Source organism: Micromonospora sp. NPDC047620 (assembly GCF_043205005.1).
Taxonomy (GTDB): Bacteria; Actinomycetota; Actinomycetes; order Mycobacteriales; family Micromonosporaceae; genus Micromonospora.
Genome location: NZ_JBIDDG010000002.1, coordinates 120,863 through 134,279, shown reverse-complemented (window position 1 = coordinate 134,279; position 13,417 = coordinate 120,863). Strand labels below are relative to the sequence as shown.

Genomic DNA, 13,417 nt, shown 5'->3' with positions numbered 1-13,417 from the left:
ACCGACGGAAGGACGACCGTGCCCGCCAGCGAACCGACCATCCTCGCCACCAGCATGGGCATCTACGCTCCCCGCCGCGAGGGCGAGGCCCGGCGGGTCAACCCCGTCTTCGACCTCGCCGCCGACCTGGCCGGGGCCGGGCCCGAGCCGAGGATCTGCTTCCTCAACCAGGCCGAGGGCGACCAGCCGACCACGCTGGCCCGGGTCTACGAGGCGTTCGCCGGCAGCCGGTTCCGGATGACGCACCTGGCGCTCTTCCCGATGCCGAACGTCGACGACATCCGCGCCCACCTGCTCGCGCAGGACGTGGTGTGGGTGGGCGGCGGCAGCGTCGCGAACCTCTGCGCGGTGTGGCGGGTGCACGGCCTCGGTGAGGTCCTGCGGGAGTGCTGGGAGGCCGGCGTCGTGCTGGGCGGCGTCTCCGCCGGCTCGATCTGCTGGCACGCCGGCGGCGCCACCGACAGCTTCGGCACCACCCTGCGCGGCTTCACCGACGGGCTGGGCTGGCTGCCCTACGGCAACGGCGTGCACTACGACAGCGAGGAGCAGCGCCGGCCGCTGATGCACCGGCTGGTCGGCGACGGCACGCTGCCGACCGCGCACTGCACCGACGACGGCACCGGCCTGCTCTACCGGGGCGAGCGGCTGGTCGAGGCGGTCGCGGACCGCCCGGGCGTCTGCGCGTACGAGGTCAGCCGCGGCCCGGACGGCAGCGTGCGGGAGACCCCGATCGGGCCGCGCCTGCTCGGCTGACCCCTACCGCTCCCGGCCGCGGCGACGCAGGACCGCGTCGAAGACCTGGGCCAGCTCGGCGGCGTCCTCCCCGGCGTGGTGGGTGTGCGGCACGTCGGTCAGGCCCAGCTCGTGCTTGATCGTGCCCTTGCGGGTCCGCACCCACTCGCAGCCGGTCAGCCCCATCCAGTAGCTGCGCAGGTCGACACCGGAACCGGTGGCGCCGAACGGGCTGTGCCCGACGAACCGGGTGAAGTACCAGTGCACGAACATGCCGTCCCAGACGGCGGGGGCGGCGAGGAACACCGGGCGGCCGATCTTGCGTAGCCCGTTGACCCATCTCGCGGCGGCGCCCATCGCCTCCACGGCCGGGGGTGCCTCCCGGAGCAACCGGTCCCGGTCCAGGCCGGAGACGGCGAGCGCGGCCGGCACGAACTCGTCGGAGATCGGCTTCAGCTCCGTGTAGAAGGTCAGCTCCGGGCGGCCGGCGACCGCCATGCCGAGCGAGATCATGCTGTACGGCCCGGGGATCGGCCCGTCCGCCTCCACGTCGACCGCGACGTACAGTTCCGGCAGTTGGCTCATCCCGCCTCCTTGGGGTCGCTCGCGCCGAACCGTGGCACCGTAGCAACGGTCGGGCGATCTCCGGCGGCTGTTTTTCCGCCGGCGTGGAACCTGCCTGTCCAAGGGCGGCGGCGACCGGCGTAAGCTGGCTCGTCGTGAGTCTCACCATCGGCATCGTCGGCCTGCCCAACGTCGGCAAGAGCACCCTGTTCAACGCGCTGACCAAGAACGACGTGCTCGCGGCGAACTACCCGTTCGCCACCATCGAGCCCAACGTCGGCGTTGTCGGGCTGCCGGACGAGCGGCTGCACAAGCTCGCCGAGATCTTCAGCTCGCAGAAGGTGCTGCCCGCCCCCGTGTCGTTCGTCGACATCGCCGGCCTGGTGCGCGGCGCCTCCAAGGGGCAGGGCCGGGGCAACGCGTTCCTGGCGAACATCCGCGACGCCTCGGCGATCTGCCAGGTGGTGCGGGCCTTCTCCGACCCGAACGTGGTGCACGTCGACGGCAAGGTCTCCCCGGCCGACGACATCGAGACGATCAACACCGAGCTGATCCTCGCCGACCTCCAGACCCTCGAGAAGGCGGTGCCGCGGCTGGAGAAGGAGGCCAAGCTCCGCAAGGACCGGGCCGCCGCGGTGACCGCCGCCAAGAAGGCCGTCGAGCTGCTCGACACCGGCGTCACCCTCTACGCGGGTGCCAAGGACGCGGGCATCGAGCTGGAGCACCTGCGCGAGCTGCACCTGCTCACCACGAAGCCCTTCCTGTACGTCTTCAACGTCGACGAGGCCGAGCTGGGCAACGCCGAGTTCCTCGACGAACTGCGCGCACTGGTCGCCCCGGCCGAGGCCGTCTTCATGGACGCCAAGATCGAGTCCGAGCTGGTGGACCTGCCCGAGGAGGAGGCCCGCGAGCTGCTGGAGTCGATCGGTCAGCAGGAGCCGGGCCTGGACCAGCTCGTCCGGGTCGGCTTCCGCACGCTCGGGCTCCAGACGTACCTCACCGCCGGCCCCAAGGAGGCGCGGGCCTGGACCGTCCCGGTCGGCGCGACCGCGCCGGAGGCCGCGGGGGTCATCCACTCCGACTTCCAGCGCGGCTTCATCAAGGCCGAGGTGGTCTCCTACGCCGACCTGGTCGCCGCCGGCTCGATGGCGGCGGCCAAGGCGGCGGGCAAGGTCCGCATCGAGGGCAAGGAGTACGTGATGCAGGACGGCGACGTCGTGGAGTTCCGCTTCAACGTCTGAAACCGGCCGGTTCCCGCAGGTCAGGAGGGTGTGCCCTTGTTCTGGGCACACCGGGGGTTCGGGGTCGGGCACTGCATGATCCCACCCAACGTCGACTTACTTTGTGGGGTCTTGCGAGCCTGCTGGTTCAGGGCGGTTCGTGTCTCTCCACGGCAGTGTGCGTCCGAGCTGTATTGCGAAGACGGTTCCTGTCAGGGGTACGAACGCGGCCATCCAACCGCCTTCTAGGGCAACAACCGCGATCGTCAGGCCGTTGAAAAGCAACGTTACGAGGAGGTAGAGCGCGAGGCGCATCTCCGGCAGGGTCATGCGTCGAGTATTACCGGCGGCACCACCCCTCTCAGCTAACGTTTCCGGCCCACCGTCGCGTGGGCAGCGTGCCCGATCCGTGCCCGATACAGAGGTCACGACGGGGCAGCAGCGGCTTGGCCCTCAGCACGCTCGACACCGTATGCACCGAGCAGGCAGGCTCACCGCTACGCAGCGTGCAGACCAATCCGATTCCCAAGCTGACAGTGCGGCTTCGATCTCCGTCAACCGGCCTCACATGTAGGCCCCAGACCAGGACGTCAGGCCCCATCGAAGCCCCGGTACGTGTCGGACCTGTCGACGGCGTTGGCGAACTCGGCAAAGTCCACATTCGCGATGGTGAGGTTGGCCGAGACATCCGCGTACCATCGGGGCGGCACCCGGAAGGTGCGGCCGGGCTCGTCGGCCAGGTCGAGTGCGAGAAGCGGGCATTCGACATCGGCCATCGTGGTCGCGTCGGCAAGGAAGAGGTAGGTCAGCTTATCTTCGTGGCTTGCCGCGTTGTCCGCGTCGACCAACCTCTGGAGGCTCACGCCCGCGTACTTTGGGTCGCTGACGAAGGTTGCGCTATCGTCGCCCTCCCAGGTGCGCAATGCCGCCTTCACGGCCTCCCAGGCAGGTTCGTCGGTGAAATCCGTACGGAGCACCAGCGACGTGAGGTCGTCGGGTTGAGGTAGAGAGATCACGATGAGAATTCTCCCCAGCCCCCCGCTGGGTGACTAACCGGGTGACGATCGGGACGGACGCCAGCGGACGAGCAAGGACATTGATGGACGGTTTCAGCAGGCCAAGCACCCATGGAACGGCAGGTCAGCGGCCCGTGTTGGTTGCCTGGGGGTCAAGGAGTCTGCCGGGGCACACACGGGGCACAAGACACTGTGAAACGTCGGCAACCAGCCATCAACGACGTGAGCCCAGGAGCAGGCGTGACCAGTGCACGGACCAGGTTGCCGCAGCTCATGGGAGAGACAGCCGAAGTTCCGCTTCAACTTCACCACTGCTGAACGCTGCAATTGGGTCAAGCGGAATCAGCCTTGAGCCCGTCCTTATCTGAGGCCAACCCTCAGCGCCCGGACCAACACCGCTTCTGTGCTGACAGTCATGACGGGGCGATGACGGCGAGGATGCCGGACACGATCAGCGCAGGGACGGCGGACAGGGTCCCTACTAGCACTGGAGAGCGCTTCCGGCTACGAACGACAAGGAGCCAGAGCGCCACCAGACTGATCAACAAGGCAAGGAACAGCGCCGGTGTGGCCGTGTAGAGCCCGAACAGCAGCATCCTCGACCGGCCGGAATCGCAACCCTCGTGACAACCTGCCGAGACGTCCCCGGACAGCAAGCTGAGGTACACGCCGAACGACAGAACGATCGCGCAGTACCAGGCGACCGTCACCATGAACGGAGTTCTCAAGTCGGGGCGGGGCGGACCGACAACGTCCGGACTTGGCGGCGACAGCGTCATGAAGGGAAGTATGCACCGCCCCGGCGTCGTGCCCGGTCTGTGCCCGATGCAGCCGTCAACATCGGCCAACGGCAGTCGGTCACACGACTGGACCACCGCCTCGCCTCGGCACCGACCCCTGGCCAGCACCACTCGGAGCAGTGGATTAATCCGATTCCCAAGCTGACAGCGCGGGTTCCGATTCCGTCAACGGCTCCGCCAGAAGGTCGCCCAGGCCGGGGCGTCAATCCCCGTCGAAGCCACGGTACGTGCCGGACGTGAGGCCGTCTTCAGGGCGTCCCAGGCGGCGTCGTCGGTGAAGTCTGTACGGAGCACCAGCGATGTGAGGTCGCCGGGTTGAGGTAGAGAGAGCACGACGTGGATCGTCCCAGCCCTCTGCTGGCGCCTCCGGCCCGGCTGACCGCTCCGGGCACACAGGGGGCACGAGCTGACGGCGGAACGCGGGTCGGTTCCGGGAGCGGTGAGGTCGCCCCTGCCCGCGCGACCCGGCGGCCGTCACCTCCGCTTCGAGGAGGTCACCGCCCATATCGCCACGGCGGCGCAGATGACCAGGCAACTCAATGCGGCACAGAGCAACCCGCCGATGGTGATGACGCTCGATCCCATGTGCGTGATCCCAAGTGCCCGGTCGGCGACCGCTGCTCACGGCAGCCGATCATGCTCCACCGGCTCCGGCATCGCTCCCGCGATGTCGTCTGCCCCGTCACCTGTTCCCTCCCTCGGGGGATACGGATCCCCTGGTCACGGGAGTTGACCCCGGCCCGCCGCGGCTACGGTCACGTTTATGGACGATCAGGTTCACCCCCGGCGATGGCCGGCGTACGCCCTGGCGGTGCTGTTCCTCGGGTACGCCGGAGGGAAGGCCGTCTTCGCCGCACAGTCCCGGCTCGGGTTTCCGGGCGGCCCGGTCGTGTCGGCCGCCGAGCACGAGAGCTACGCCCGCGACGTCATGGGCGTGGCCACCGCACAGTGGTCGGCGACCGCTACCGGGTTGTTGGCCGCGTGCCTCGCCGTCGCCACGGTGACGACGCTCGGGCGCCGGGTGCCCAGGACGATGATGCTGCTGGCGCTCGCCGGCATGCTGCTGGCCGTCGGGGCCGGCGCGATGATCATGGTCGTGGACGGCTTCGTCGGCATCGGTGTGGGCTGGCAGTGGTACCACGCGATCCTCGGGCTCGTCGTGATCGGGCTGCTCCTGGAGACGATCCGGTCCTACGCGACGGCGACGAAGCGTGTCGCGGCCTGATCGCGCGCGCTGGGGCGCGTACGGGGCGGCGGCCTGCGCCGCGGCCTACGGCTCGATGAAGCTCGCTCAGGCGCTGGGGGCCAACGCGCTCGCCGACAAGGACCCGCTGCCCCCGGAGCTGCGGGAACGGCTGCTCGCGCGAGACCCGCTGTTCGTGGCGAGCCACTGGGTGCTGGCCACCGCCGCCGTGGTCGGCGTCGTGGTCGCGCTGGCGACGCTGCGACCCTGGCGGGCGGCCCTCCCGCGCCGCCTGCTGCTCGCGATCGCCTGGGCGCTGGGGATCTTCATGATCGCCCGGTCGATCGGGGTGCTGGGGTTCGGCTTCGTCGGCGACACGCTGCTGCTGGCCGGAGTCCGCCCGCCCCCGGCCGGGCACGCCGCGTTGGCTCGCGAACTGGCACGGTGGGACCTGCTGCTGTGGTCGCCGTTCTTCCTGCTCTGGGGGGTGTGCTGGACGGCGGCGGGATGGCGGCTGCACCGGAGGTCCACTGTGACCGGTGGTCCGGCGTCGGCCGTGGATGCGGCGAGCCCTACCATCTCGCCATGATCACTCCGCCGTTGGCACTCGACGTGCTCGCCCGCTACCCCGGGCTGGAGAAGTTCGGCCGCACGGCCACCCGGCTGCACCCCCGTCGCGGGGCGGTCACGGCCACCGAGAGCCACGTCGGAGGGCCGCTGCTGTGGCCGGCCGACGAGCCCTGGCCCACCTGCGCCACCCCGTGCATGGTGCAGGAGGAGGTGCCGATCCCGGCGGAGCTGTTGGCCCGGATGCGCGAGGCGGAGAGCCGCCGTACGGTGCCGCACGTGCTGGCCGACGGCGAGGTCGAACTGCACGAGGAGCTCGCCCGGCTGGTCGGCCCGGGATTCAGCGGTTGGGGCTCGGTGAACGGCGGCCCGACGGTGGGCTACCGGTACGGGCCGCGACCCCACCCCCGGCCGAACCCGATGGTGGCGCTGGCGCAACTGCGCGCGGCGGACGTCCCCGACCTGCCCCGGCCCGGCGGGGCGGACCTGTTGCAGGTGCTGTGGTGCCCGTTCGAGCACGACACGCCGCCGTGGGGGCCGATCGTGGAGCTGCGGTGGCGGCGGGAGGCGGACGTCACCGCCACGCTGACGGAACCGCCGTGCGGTGAGACCGGGGCGGAAGGGTACGTGCCCCAGCCGTGCCGGCTGCACCCGGAGCAGATCGTCGAGTATCCGTACGTCGAGGAGTTGCCGGCGGAACTGCGGGCGCTCGCCGAGGCGGACGAGGAGTACCTCGACACCTTCATGGCGCCCGGTTGGAAGGTCGGCGGGTACGCCCGGTGGAGCCTCACGGACCTGCTCCCGACGCCGTGCCCCCGCTGCGCCGGTCCCACCACGCTGGCCCTCGTCATCGACTCCTCCGAGCACGGGGCCGACCGGTGGCGCCCGACCCGGGCGGACGGCGCACCGGACGACGACGACCCGTACGAGCCGACCGGCGTGGTCGTCGGCCGCTACGGCGCGCTGCGCATCTTCGTGTGCCTGACCTGCCCGGACGTGCCGTTCCTGCTCGACCAGCAGTGAGCCCGGTGGTGCCGACGAACCCGTGGCTGTCCGGGCCGACCCCCACCGGGCGGCTGCCGCGCGAACGCCTGGCGGAGCGCATCCTCAACCTGCTGTCGTCGCAGAACATGTGCGTGCTCGCCACCGCCGGGCCGGACGGGCCACTCGCCACACCCGTGCGGTACTACCCGCTCGGCTTCGCGGTGCTGTTCACCGCCGCCCCGGCCTCGCCGAAGATGCGCAACATCGCGGCCGACCCCCGGGTGTCGGTCGGCATCTTCGCGCCGCTGGTGGGACTGGCCAGCAGCCGTGGCGCCCAGGTGTTCGGCTCGGCCCGGGTGCTCAGACCCGACGATCCGGACCGGGCGTACTACTGGTCGGCGTTCCGGTGGGAGAACGAGCACGTCGAGCGAGGCCGGTCGCTGACCGAGCCGCCCCGCGACACGCTCGTGGTGGTGGAGGCGGACCGCATCGTGTACACCGAACACTGGCTGCGGCGCGAGGGCTATGCGCCCCGACAGGTCTGGCGGCGCGAAGGGGGAGTGCCAACCACCGCACCTAGTTAACCGTCGTGGTGACCGGAGTTGGCCGGCAGGCCGAACGGCGGTTCCGACCGGGACGAGGAGGTGGGATGAATGAACCTGGACTGGTCGGGCTGTCGGTACGCGCGACCGGTCTACCGCCACGTCCCGATGCGCAACGACGTGCGGGCTACGCGCCGCCGCCGGACACCTACGTCCCGATGCTCGACCACAACGGTCCGCGCATCGGCGCGGCGTTCCGGGCCGTGGTCGACGCGCAGCCGGGCGGGGTCGTCGTGCACTGGCGGCCGGGACCGCACGGGGTCGTGGGTTCTCAGTGAAGCTGGACAGGAGCGCGGGCGCTGCCCGTCGCGTCGTCGCGCAACCCCGCTATCCAGGGATCGGCGTCGGCCAACGCGAGCGAGAGACAACGTTGCTGATGCGGCGGCAAAGGCGGCACCATCGCAGGATCGAACCAGCCCACCTCGATCGACTCGTCATCGCTTGCGGCCGCCTCACCACGCAGCAGCCGACACCGCACGCCAACCGTGAGCCAATACACCTGGTCTCCGTTGGGCGCCACGGACAGATCCAACGCCTCGACCGACAGCAACCGCTCCACCACGACCTCGACGCCCGCCTCCTCCCAGACCTCACGCACGGCGCCGGCGGCCGGTTGCTCGCCAGGCTCCAGGCATCCGGTCGTCAGCGCCCACTCGCCGCTATCCGACCGACGCACTAGAAGCACCCGGTCCTGATCGTCGAGCACCACCGCGATCACGCCCGACAACGGGAGCGGGACATGTCCGACCTTGGCACGCAGAGCGACAACGAAGTCCGGAATGGCCATGCGCGTCACGATACAAAGATCCGCAAGCGAAGGAGTAACAACCGACATCGGATCGGATTCGCTGAGACAAGCCAGGGCGCCCCCTTCTCAACCAGTCTGATCCGCTACAGGTCAGCATGCTCGCCCTGGATCAGAACCGCTGAGACCCCACAGGGGTGCTCGTGGCGCTCCTCCTGACCGTGGAAGGGGTGACCGCCGAGGAGGTCGCCGAAGACTACGAGCGCACCGACGGCTGCTCACTGCTGCGGTGCCGGGTTCGCGCCCTCGGTCTTCGTCTGCGCCCGCTGTCGGGGCAGCCGCCGGCTGCACTCGGCCCTGATGGTGACCGTCACCGACCTGCGCTCCGAGGCCCGGCACGAGGTGTGGCGGCCGGGCCAGGAGCCGCCGGTCGCGCCGTTGCCCGACTGCGAGTCGGTCTACCGGCTTGCCCGCCGCTACCGGCTCGCCGACCGGGCGGCCACGTTCCGGGTACGCCCGTGCGACCTCACCGACGCCGACGGCGGTTCTCCGCTGCCCCATCTGGTGCGGGAGGGCGTGGTTGTCCTGGACCGCCCGGTCGCCGACCCGACCGCCGTGTTCCTGGCCGTGGTGGGCGCCGGACGGCCCGGCGCCCGGCTGGTCGTCGCCGCGACGGCACCCGACGCGCCCCCGCTGGCCGCCATGGTCAAGCTCGCTGTCGGACTCGACCTCACCCTTGTCGTCGTCGCGTGCCGGCACCGGCCGGCACTCCACGATCCGCTGCCCGATCGGGGGCTCACGTGGAGCGTCGAATTGGTGCCGGTCGGGACGCCGACCGACCGGCTCGACCCGCCGGTGCGTGACTCGGTGGAGGCGGCGGTCGCACACTGCCTGAGACATCTGGACCTCGCGATCACCGCCGCGGTGCCGGTCGATCCCGCCACGCCGATCACGGTCCCGCAGTGGCCGACGCCGGTCGCGGTCGCCGATCCGGTGCCGTTGATCGCCCGGCTCGCCGCGCACTACGACGGGGAGGCCGTGGCCGTCGCCTTCAGCCGTGCCGGCTGTGCCGTCCGGCTGGCCGGGCGGGACGGATCACCCGTCGCCCGTGCGGCCACTCTGGCCGATGCCGTTCGCGCCCTCGGGCTGCGGCCCGCCTGACGGCGGTTGCGACGCTGACGCGGCAGGTCGACGGGCTTCGACCTGCTGGAGTGCGCCGGCCAGCTCAGCTGATGTGGTGCAATATCACGTTGTGCACGTGGTGGCTCTTCTGGGCGCCGCGGAACTCCACCTCGTAGGTGTGCGTGCCGACGTGGATCGCGATCGCGCCGGTGGAGAAGAACGAGCCGCCCCAGGACTTGTTGCTGACCACGCTGACGCTGGTGATCTTCGAGTACGGGATGCTGGTGATGGCGTGCCGCTTGCCGACGAAGGAGCGGTCCTGGATGATCACGCGTCGGTCGGTCAGGCCGATGAAGCCCGTGCCCGTGCCGACGGCGTCGTAGACGGCGATGATCTGTTCCCCGTGGAGCAGTCCGCTCTGGATCTGCTGGAACTGCTCCTTGCGGTCGTACGTCGCGTTGGCCATGGCCCTCACGGTAGGCCGGGCGCGCCAACCCAAGATCAATATCGTCGGGCCAGGACGAGGAACTCGCCGTCGCCCCGACCGACCGGCTCCCCGCTCCAGCCGCCGTGGATCCGCTCGACCGCGAACCCGGCGGCCCGCAGCGACCTCCGCAGCTCGTCCTCGGTGCGGAAGCGCAGGGTGGCCGAGCTGAGCAGCTCCTCGCCGTCACCGAAGAGGTAGTGGTGGGTGAAGGCGACCGTGCCGCCCTCGACGGCGGTCACCTCCGTCCACGCCCGCACCACCTCGCCGCCCGGCAGGGTGATGCGCCGCCGCGAGTCGACCGGGTTCCAGCGTTCCCACCGCCGGTCCGCCGGGTCGCGTGAGTCGAACGCCAACCGGCCGCCGGGCACCAGCGCCCGGGCCAGGTCGGCGAGCGTACGCGCCCACTCGGCGTCGTCCACGAAGAACTGGGCGACGTGGCTGGTCAGCACCGCCACGTCGGACGACCGGTCCGGGAGCACCGCGGAGGTGCCCTCGATCCAGGTCACCCGGTCCGCGCCCGGCTTGGCGCGGGCCGCGGCCAGCGAGGCGCCGGCCGGGTCGACGCCGGTGACGGTGTGGCCGGCGGCGGCCATGGCGAGGGCGAGCCGGCCGGTGCCGCAGCCCAGGTCGAGCACCCGGGCGGCGGGCGTCTCGTCGACCAGCGCCAGGAACCAGTCGTCGTCGCGGGACCAGGGGCACTCGGCGTCGTAGACCCGGACCAGCCGCGGATGGTGGAACTCGCCGTGCCTCATCGACACCGATCATGCCATCCGGTGGTGCGTGCGGGCGACTTCGTTGCGGAAGGGCCGGCATCCGCCGACGTGGTGCGGGTCAGCGTCCGTTCGCGTCGGTCGCGGCCCGGACGAACTCGCGGACCCGGGCCGTGGTGTTGCTCTCCCGCCAGACCAGGCCGCGCCGGATCGGCGGCGCGTCACGGATCGGCACGTACGCCACGTCGGGGCGGGGGTAGTAGCGCCGGGTGTGCTCGCCCACCGGCAGCACGCCCCGCCCCATCGCGACCAACGTCAGCATCTCCGAGAAGGTGTTGCCGGCCGGCCCCTTCGGCACCGGCCGCCCCGACGGGGTGTGCTCGGGCGTGCGGTCGCGCTTGAACTCCGCCGAGGTCACCGCCGGGTACTGCACCACCGGGTGGTCGCCGAGCACCTCCAGGGAGACGGACTCCTGCCGGGTCAGCGGGTGCCCCGCCGGCACCGCGAGCACCCGCTCCTCCTCCAGCAGCGCCGGCCCGCAGGCCATCCCGTCGAACGGGTACGCGGCCATCAGGATGTCGATCGAGCCGTCCACCAGGCTCGGCCGCGAGTTGAAGAGCTGGACCTCGTGCACCTCGACCTGGCAGTCCGGGTGGCGCTGCGCGAACAGGGCGACGGCCTTGAGCAGCACCGGGGCGGTCCACTCGCCGAGGAAGGCGACCCGCAGCCGCCCGGTGACGCCCCGCCCCGCCTCGACGGCCCGGCGTACCGCCTCGTCCATGCCGACGACCAGCGGCGCCAGGTCGTCGGCGAGCTGCCGGCCGATGGGGGTGAGCTGCACGACCCGGCTGGTGCGGGCGAACAGCGGGGCGCCGATGCGACGTTCCAGCTTCTTGACCACGTGGCTGATCCGCCCGGTCGTCACCCGCAGGCGTTCGGCCGTCCGGCCGAAGTGCAGCTCCTCGGCGAGGGTCAGGAAGGTCTCCAGCTCGTGGCGTTCCAGCACGTCGGTGTCCCGTCGTTGAATCCGGCTCAACGATCGTAGTGTGATCGCGTCTTGGTCGGCCGGGCCGGTCGGCGCATCGTGGGGGGCATGGAAACGACGACAGTGACCGACTACCTGGCGGGCCTCGACGCCCCGCTGCGGGAGATCACCGACCCGTCGGGGCGGCTCGTCCCGGGCGCCCGACAGATGGCCGCAGTGAAGCTGCGGACCCTCGCCGACGTCGACCCGGCCCTGTTCACCGACTGGCTGCGCCAGGCCCACGACCTGGAGGCGAAGTGAGCGCGGTGCGGGTCACGGGTTTCGACCACCTGGTGCTCAACGTCTCCGACGTCGAGCGGGCGCTGGGCTTCTACTGCGACGTGCTGGGCCTGGCCCCGGTGCGGGTCGACGAGTGGCGGGCCGGCAAGGTCCCGTTCCCGTCGGTACGCGTCAGCCCGGAGACCATCATCGACCTCGTCCGTCGGGACCGGGGCGAATCCAACGTCGACCACTTCTGCCTGGTGGTGGAGCCGATGGACTGGCAGCACGCCGTCGACGCGGGGGTGTTCACGGTCCTGGAGGGGCCGGTGGGCCGGTTCGGCGCGCGCGGCAGCGCCACCTCCCTCTACGTGCGGGACCCGGACGGCAACTCCGTCGAGCTGCGCTGGTACCCCCAGGACGCCGTGTAGCCGGCGCACAGGTCAGGGCTGGGTGACCGCGCGGTACGCGTCCTCGATGCGCGCGGCCAGCAGCACCTCGCGCTCGCTCAGCGGGGCGTTGCCGTGCCCGACCTTGATGTGCGTGTGGTCGGCGCGGCGGCTGATCTCGGGCCGCAGGTGCAGCGCGTCGGCGACCACCTTCACCCGCTCGGTGAGGGCCGCGTGCTGCGTGTCGTCGATCACGAGGGTCCGTCGGATCTGCTCACCCTCCCGGGTCCAACCGGTGAGCAGGGTGAGGGCGTCGCTGAGGTAGTCGTGCTTCGCCCGGCCGTTGAACAGCACGCGCATCACCGCACCTCCCAGGCGCCGTTGCCGGCTTGTGGCCAAATCGTCGCCGTCCCGTGTCTTGTCGGTGCCCTCTAGTCTGTCGTCGCACGGTGGGTGTGTCCACGCCCACACTTCCGTGTTCTCCTGCCCTGACGGTCGGCCACGCTACCCAAACCGCCGATTGATCTGGCACGCTGGACGCCCGTGCGGACCGAACGGGCTAACGGCGGCGGGCAGGCCGAACGACGGGACCTGAGGGTCGTCGTCGGGGCGGCGATCATCAGGAACGGCAAGGTGCTCGCCTGCGCCCGGGCCGCCCCGCCCGAGGTGGCGGGCATGTGGGAGTTCCCCGGCGGCAAGGTGGAGCCGGGCGAGAGCGAGACCGCCGCGCTCGTCCGCGAGTGCGCCGAGGAACTCGCCGTACGCGTGGAGATCGGCGACCGGGTCGGCCGCAACGTCCGGATGGCGCACGGCCGCTCCGTGCTCAAGGTGTACGCGGCCCGCCTGCTGCACGACGACCAGCCGCAGGCGCTGGAGCACTCGGCACTGCGCTGGCTCTCCGCCGACGAGTTGGACAGCGTCACCTGGCTGCCGGCCGACGCCCCCATCGTCGCCGCCCTCCGCCCGATCCTCGCGCCCGGCTGAGCCGAAGCGGACACCCGGGCGAAAACGGGACGGGGGCCGGCGGCAACAGCCGCGGCCCCCGTCATCGTC

19 protein-coding genes are annotated in these 13,417 nt (G+C 71.1%); 11 read left to right on the top strand and 8 right to left on the bottom strand.

Annotation, left to right across the window (positions count from 1 at the left end; all coding sequences use genetic code 11):
• Positions 1-18 precede the first annotated feature (18 nt).
• Positions 19-753 carry a Type 1 glutamine amidotransferase-like domain-containing protein gene (locus tag ACGF5C_RS02930; RefSeq protein ID WP_393296158.1) on the top strand — a complete coding sequence of 245 codons (735 nt, stop codon included), beginning with the start codon at positions 19-21 and terminating at the stop codon, positions 751-753.
• Positions 754-756: 3 nt separating this feature from the next.
• Here ACGF5C_RS02930 and ACGF5C_RS02925 read toward each other — a convergent pair whose 3' ends face one another.
• A complete protein-coding gene (locus tag ACGF5C_RS02925; protein WP_357694370.1) occupies positions 757-1,317 on the bottom strand; it encodes an exonuclease in 561 nt (186 codons plus the stop codon).
• Positions 1,318-1,451: 134 nt separating this feature from the next.
• Between ACGF5C_RS02925 and ychF the strand changes: the two genes are divergently transcribed.
• Positions 1,452-2,537: a redox-regulated ATPase YchF gene (ychF, locus tag ACGF5C_RS02920; RefSeq protein WP_350703927.1), complete on the top strand. Its 1,086-nt coding sequence runs from the start codon at positions 1,452-1,454 to the stop codon at positions 2,535-2,537.
• A gap of 569 nt (positions 2,538-3,106) precedes the next feature.
• On the opposite strand, the gene ACGF5C_RS02915 is transcribed toward ychF, so the two are convergent.
• Positions 3,107-3,532, bottom strand: coding sequence for a DUF6924 domain-containing protein (locus tag ACGF5C_RS02915; protein WP_393296155.1), 426 nt, complete (start codon positions 3,530-3,532; stop codon positions 3,107-3,109).
• A gap of 413 nt (positions 3,533-3,945) precedes the next feature.
• Positions 3,946-4,311: a hypothetical protein gene (locus tag ACGF5C_RS02910; protein WP_393296153.1), complete on the bottom strand. Its 366-nt coding sequence runs from the start codon at positions 4,309-4,311 to the stop codon at positions 3,946-3,948.
• 784 nt (positions 4,312-5,095) lie between these two features.
• On the opposite strand from ACGF5C_RS02910, the gene ACGF5C_RS02905 reads away from it, so the two are divergent.
• From ACGF5C_RS02905 to ACGF5C_RS02885, 5 genes are all read left to right on the top strand, one after another.
• Complete coding sequence (locus ACGF5C_RS02905; RefSeq protein ID WP_393296151.1) at positions 5,096-5,557, top strand: hypothetical protein; 462 nt, start codon at positions 5,096-5,098, stop codon at positions 5,555-5,557.
• Complete coding sequence (locus tag ACGF5C_RS02900; protein WP_393296149.1) at positions 5,544-6,104, top strand: DUF3995 domain-containing protein; 561 nt, start codon at positions 5,544-5,546, stop codon at positions 6,102-6,104. The genes ACGF5C_RS02905 and ACGF5C_RS02900 overlap by 14 nt, the downstream gene beginning before the upstream one ends.
• Positions 6,101-7,105: a hypothetical protein gene (locus tag ACGF5C_RS02895; RefSeq protein ID WP_393296147.1), complete on the top strand. Its 1,005-nt coding sequence runs from the start codon at positions 6,101-6,103 to the stop codon at positions 7,103-7,105. The genes ACGF5C_RS02900 and ACGF5C_RS02895 overlap by 4 nt, the downstream gene beginning before the upstream one ends.
• 8 nt (positions 7,106-7,113) lie before the next feature.
• Positions 7,114-7,650, top strand: a complete 537-nt coding sequence (locus ACGF5C_RS02890; RefSeq protein WP_393296145.1) for a pyridoxamine 5'-phosphate oxidase family protein — start codon at positions 7,114-7,116, stop codon at positions 7,648-7,650.
• Positions 7,651-7,715: 65 nt separating this feature from the next.
• Entirely contained in the window at positions 7,716-7,946 is a 231-nt protein-coding gene (locus tag ACGF5C_RS02885) for a hypothetical protein (protein ID WP_393296143.1), read from the top strand.
• On the opposite strand, the gene ACGF5C_RS02880 is transcribed toward ACGF5C_RS02885, so the two are convergent.
• Complete coding sequence (locus tag ACGF5C_RS02880) at positions 7,940-8,455, bottom strand: NUDIX domain-containing protein (RefSeq protein WP_393296141.1); 516 nt, start codon at positions 8,453-8,455, stop codon at positions 7,940-7,942. The two genes, ACGF5C_RS02885 and ACGF5C_RS02880, sit on opposite strands and share 7 nt — an antisense overlap.
• 318 nt (positions 8,456-8,773) lie before the next feature.
• On the opposite strand from ACGF5C_RS02880, the gene ACGF5C_RS02875 reads away from it, so the two are divergent.
• The gene (locus ACGF5C_RS02875) at positions 8,774-9,574 is read left to right on the top strand and encodes a hypothetical protein (protein WP_393296139.1); all 801 of its coding nucleotides are present in this window, start codon (positions 8,774-8,776) and stop codon (positions 9,572-9,574) included.
• 64 nt (positions 9,575-9,638) lie between these two features.
• Here the strand turns inward: ACGF5C_RS02875 and ACGF5C_RS02870 are convergent, their stop codons facing one another.
• The 3 genes from ACGF5C_RS02870 to ACGF5C_RS02860 all read right to left on the bottom strand — a co-directional run bounded on the left by ACGF5C_RS02870 (position 9,639) and on the right by ACGF5C_RS02860 (position 11,738).
• The gene (locus ACGF5C_RS02870) at positions 9,639-10,001 is read right to left on the bottom strand and encodes a PH domain-containing protein (RefSeq protein WP_393296137.1); all 363 of its coding nucleotides are present in this window, start codon (positions 9,999-10,001) and stop codon (positions 9,639-9,641) included.
• Between the two features lie 35 nt (positions 10,002-10,036).
• Positions 10,037-10,774 carry a class I SAM-dependent methyltransferase gene (locus tag ACGF5C_RS02865; RefSeq protein WP_393296135.1) on the bottom strand — a complete coding sequence of 246 codons (738 nt, stop codon included), beginning with the start codon at positions 10,772-10,774 and terminating at the stop codon, positions 10,037-10,039.
• Positions 10,775-10,853: 79 nt separating this feature from the next.
• Positions 10,854-11,738, bottom strand: a complete 885-nt coding sequence (locus tag ACGF5C_RS02860) for a LysR family transcriptional regulator (RefSeq protein WP_393296485.1) — start codon at positions 11,736-11,738, stop codon at positions 10,854-10,856.
• A gap of 87 nt (positions 11,739-11,825) precedes the next feature.
• On the opposite strand from ACGF5C_RS02860, the gene ACGF5C_RS02855 reads away from it, so the two are divergent.
• Together ACGF5C_RS02855 and ACGF5C_RS02850 are read left to right on the top strand one after the other, a co-directional pair.
• Positions 11,826-12,017: a hypothetical protein gene (locus tag ACGF5C_RS02855; protein WP_393296133.1), complete on the top strand. Its 192-nt coding sequence runs from the start codon at positions 11,826-11,828 to the stop codon at positions 12,015-12,017.
• Complete coding sequence (locus ACGF5C_RS02850; protein WP_393296131.1) at positions 12,014-12,406, top strand: VOC family protein; 393 nt, start codon at positions 12,014-12,016, stop codon at positions 12,404-12,406. Before ACGF5C_RS02855 ends, ACGF5C_RS02850 begins: the two co-directional genes overlap by 4 nt.
• A 12-nt stretch (positions 12,407-12,418) precedes the next feature.
• Here the strand turns inward: ACGF5C_RS02850 and ACGF5C_RS02845 are convergent, their stop codons facing one another.
• Complete coding sequence (locus tag ACGF5C_RS02845; protein ID WP_393296129.1) at positions 12,419-12,724, bottom strand: 4a-hydroxytetrahydrobiopterin dehydratase; 306 nt, start codon at positions 12,722-12,724, stop codon at positions 12,419-12,421.
• A 183-nt stretch (positions 12,725-12,907) separates the two neighbouring features.
• Here ACGF5C_RS02845 and ACGF5C_RS02840 point away from each other — a divergent pair, with 183 nt between their 5' ends.
• The gene (locus ACGF5C_RS02840) at positions 12,908-13,348 is read left to right on the top strand and encodes a (deoxy)nucleoside triphosphate pyrophosphohydrolase (protein WP_393296127.1); all 441 of its coding nucleotides are present in this window, start codon (positions 12,908-12,910) and stop codon (positions 13,346-13,348) included.
• The last annotated feature ends 69 nt before the right edge of the window (positions 13,349-13,417 follow it).

Bases quoted from the DNA above. Each gene is read 5' to 3' on its own strand.
- ACGF5C_RS02925 (WP_357694370.1), bottom strand. From the start codon at position 1,317: ATGAGCCAACTGCCGGAACTGTACGTCGCGGTCGACGTGGAGGCGGAC.
- ACGF5C_RS02910 (WP_393296153.1), bottom strand. From the start codon at position 4,311: ATGACGCTGTCGCCGCCAAGTCCGGACGTTGTCGGTCCGCCCCGCCCC.
- ACGF5C_RS02905 (WP_393296151.1), top strand. From the start codon at position 5,096: ATGGACGATCAGGTTCACCCCCGGCGATGGCCGGCGTACGCCCTGGCG.
- ACGF5C_RS02895 (WP_393296147.1), top strand. From the start codon at position 6,101: ATGATCACTCCGCCGTTGGCACTCGACGTGCTCGCCCGCTACCCCGGG.
- ACGF5C_RS02885 (WP_393296143.1), top strand. From the start codon at position 7,716: ATGAATGAACCTGGACTGGTCGGGCTGTCGGTACGCGCGACCGGTCTA.
- ACGF5C_RS02880 (WP_393296141.1), bottom strand. From the start codon at position 8,455: ATGGCCATTCCGGACTTCGTTGTCGCTCTGCGTGCCAAGGTCGGACAT.
- ACGF5C_RS02875 (WP_393296139.1), top strand. From the start codon at position 8,774: ATGGTGACCGTCACCGACCTGCGCTCCGAGGCCCGGCACGAGGTGTGG.
- ACGF5C_RS02870 (WP_393296137.1), bottom strand. From the start codon at position 10,001: ATGGCCAACGCGACGTACGACCGCAAGGAGCAGTTCCAGCAGATCCAG.
- ACGF5C_RS02865 (WP_393296135.1), bottom strand. From the start codon at position 10,774: ATGAGGCACGGCGAGTTCCACCATCCGCGGCTGGTCCGGGTCTACGAC.
- ACGF5C_RS02855 (WP_393296133.1), top strand. From the start codon at position 11,826: ATGGAAACGACGACAGTGACCGACTACCTGGCGGGCCTCGACGCCCCG.
- ACGF5C_RS02845 (WP_393296129.1), bottom strand. From the start codon at position 12,724: ATGCGCGTGCTGTTCAACGGCCGGGCGAAGCACGACTACCTCAGCGAC.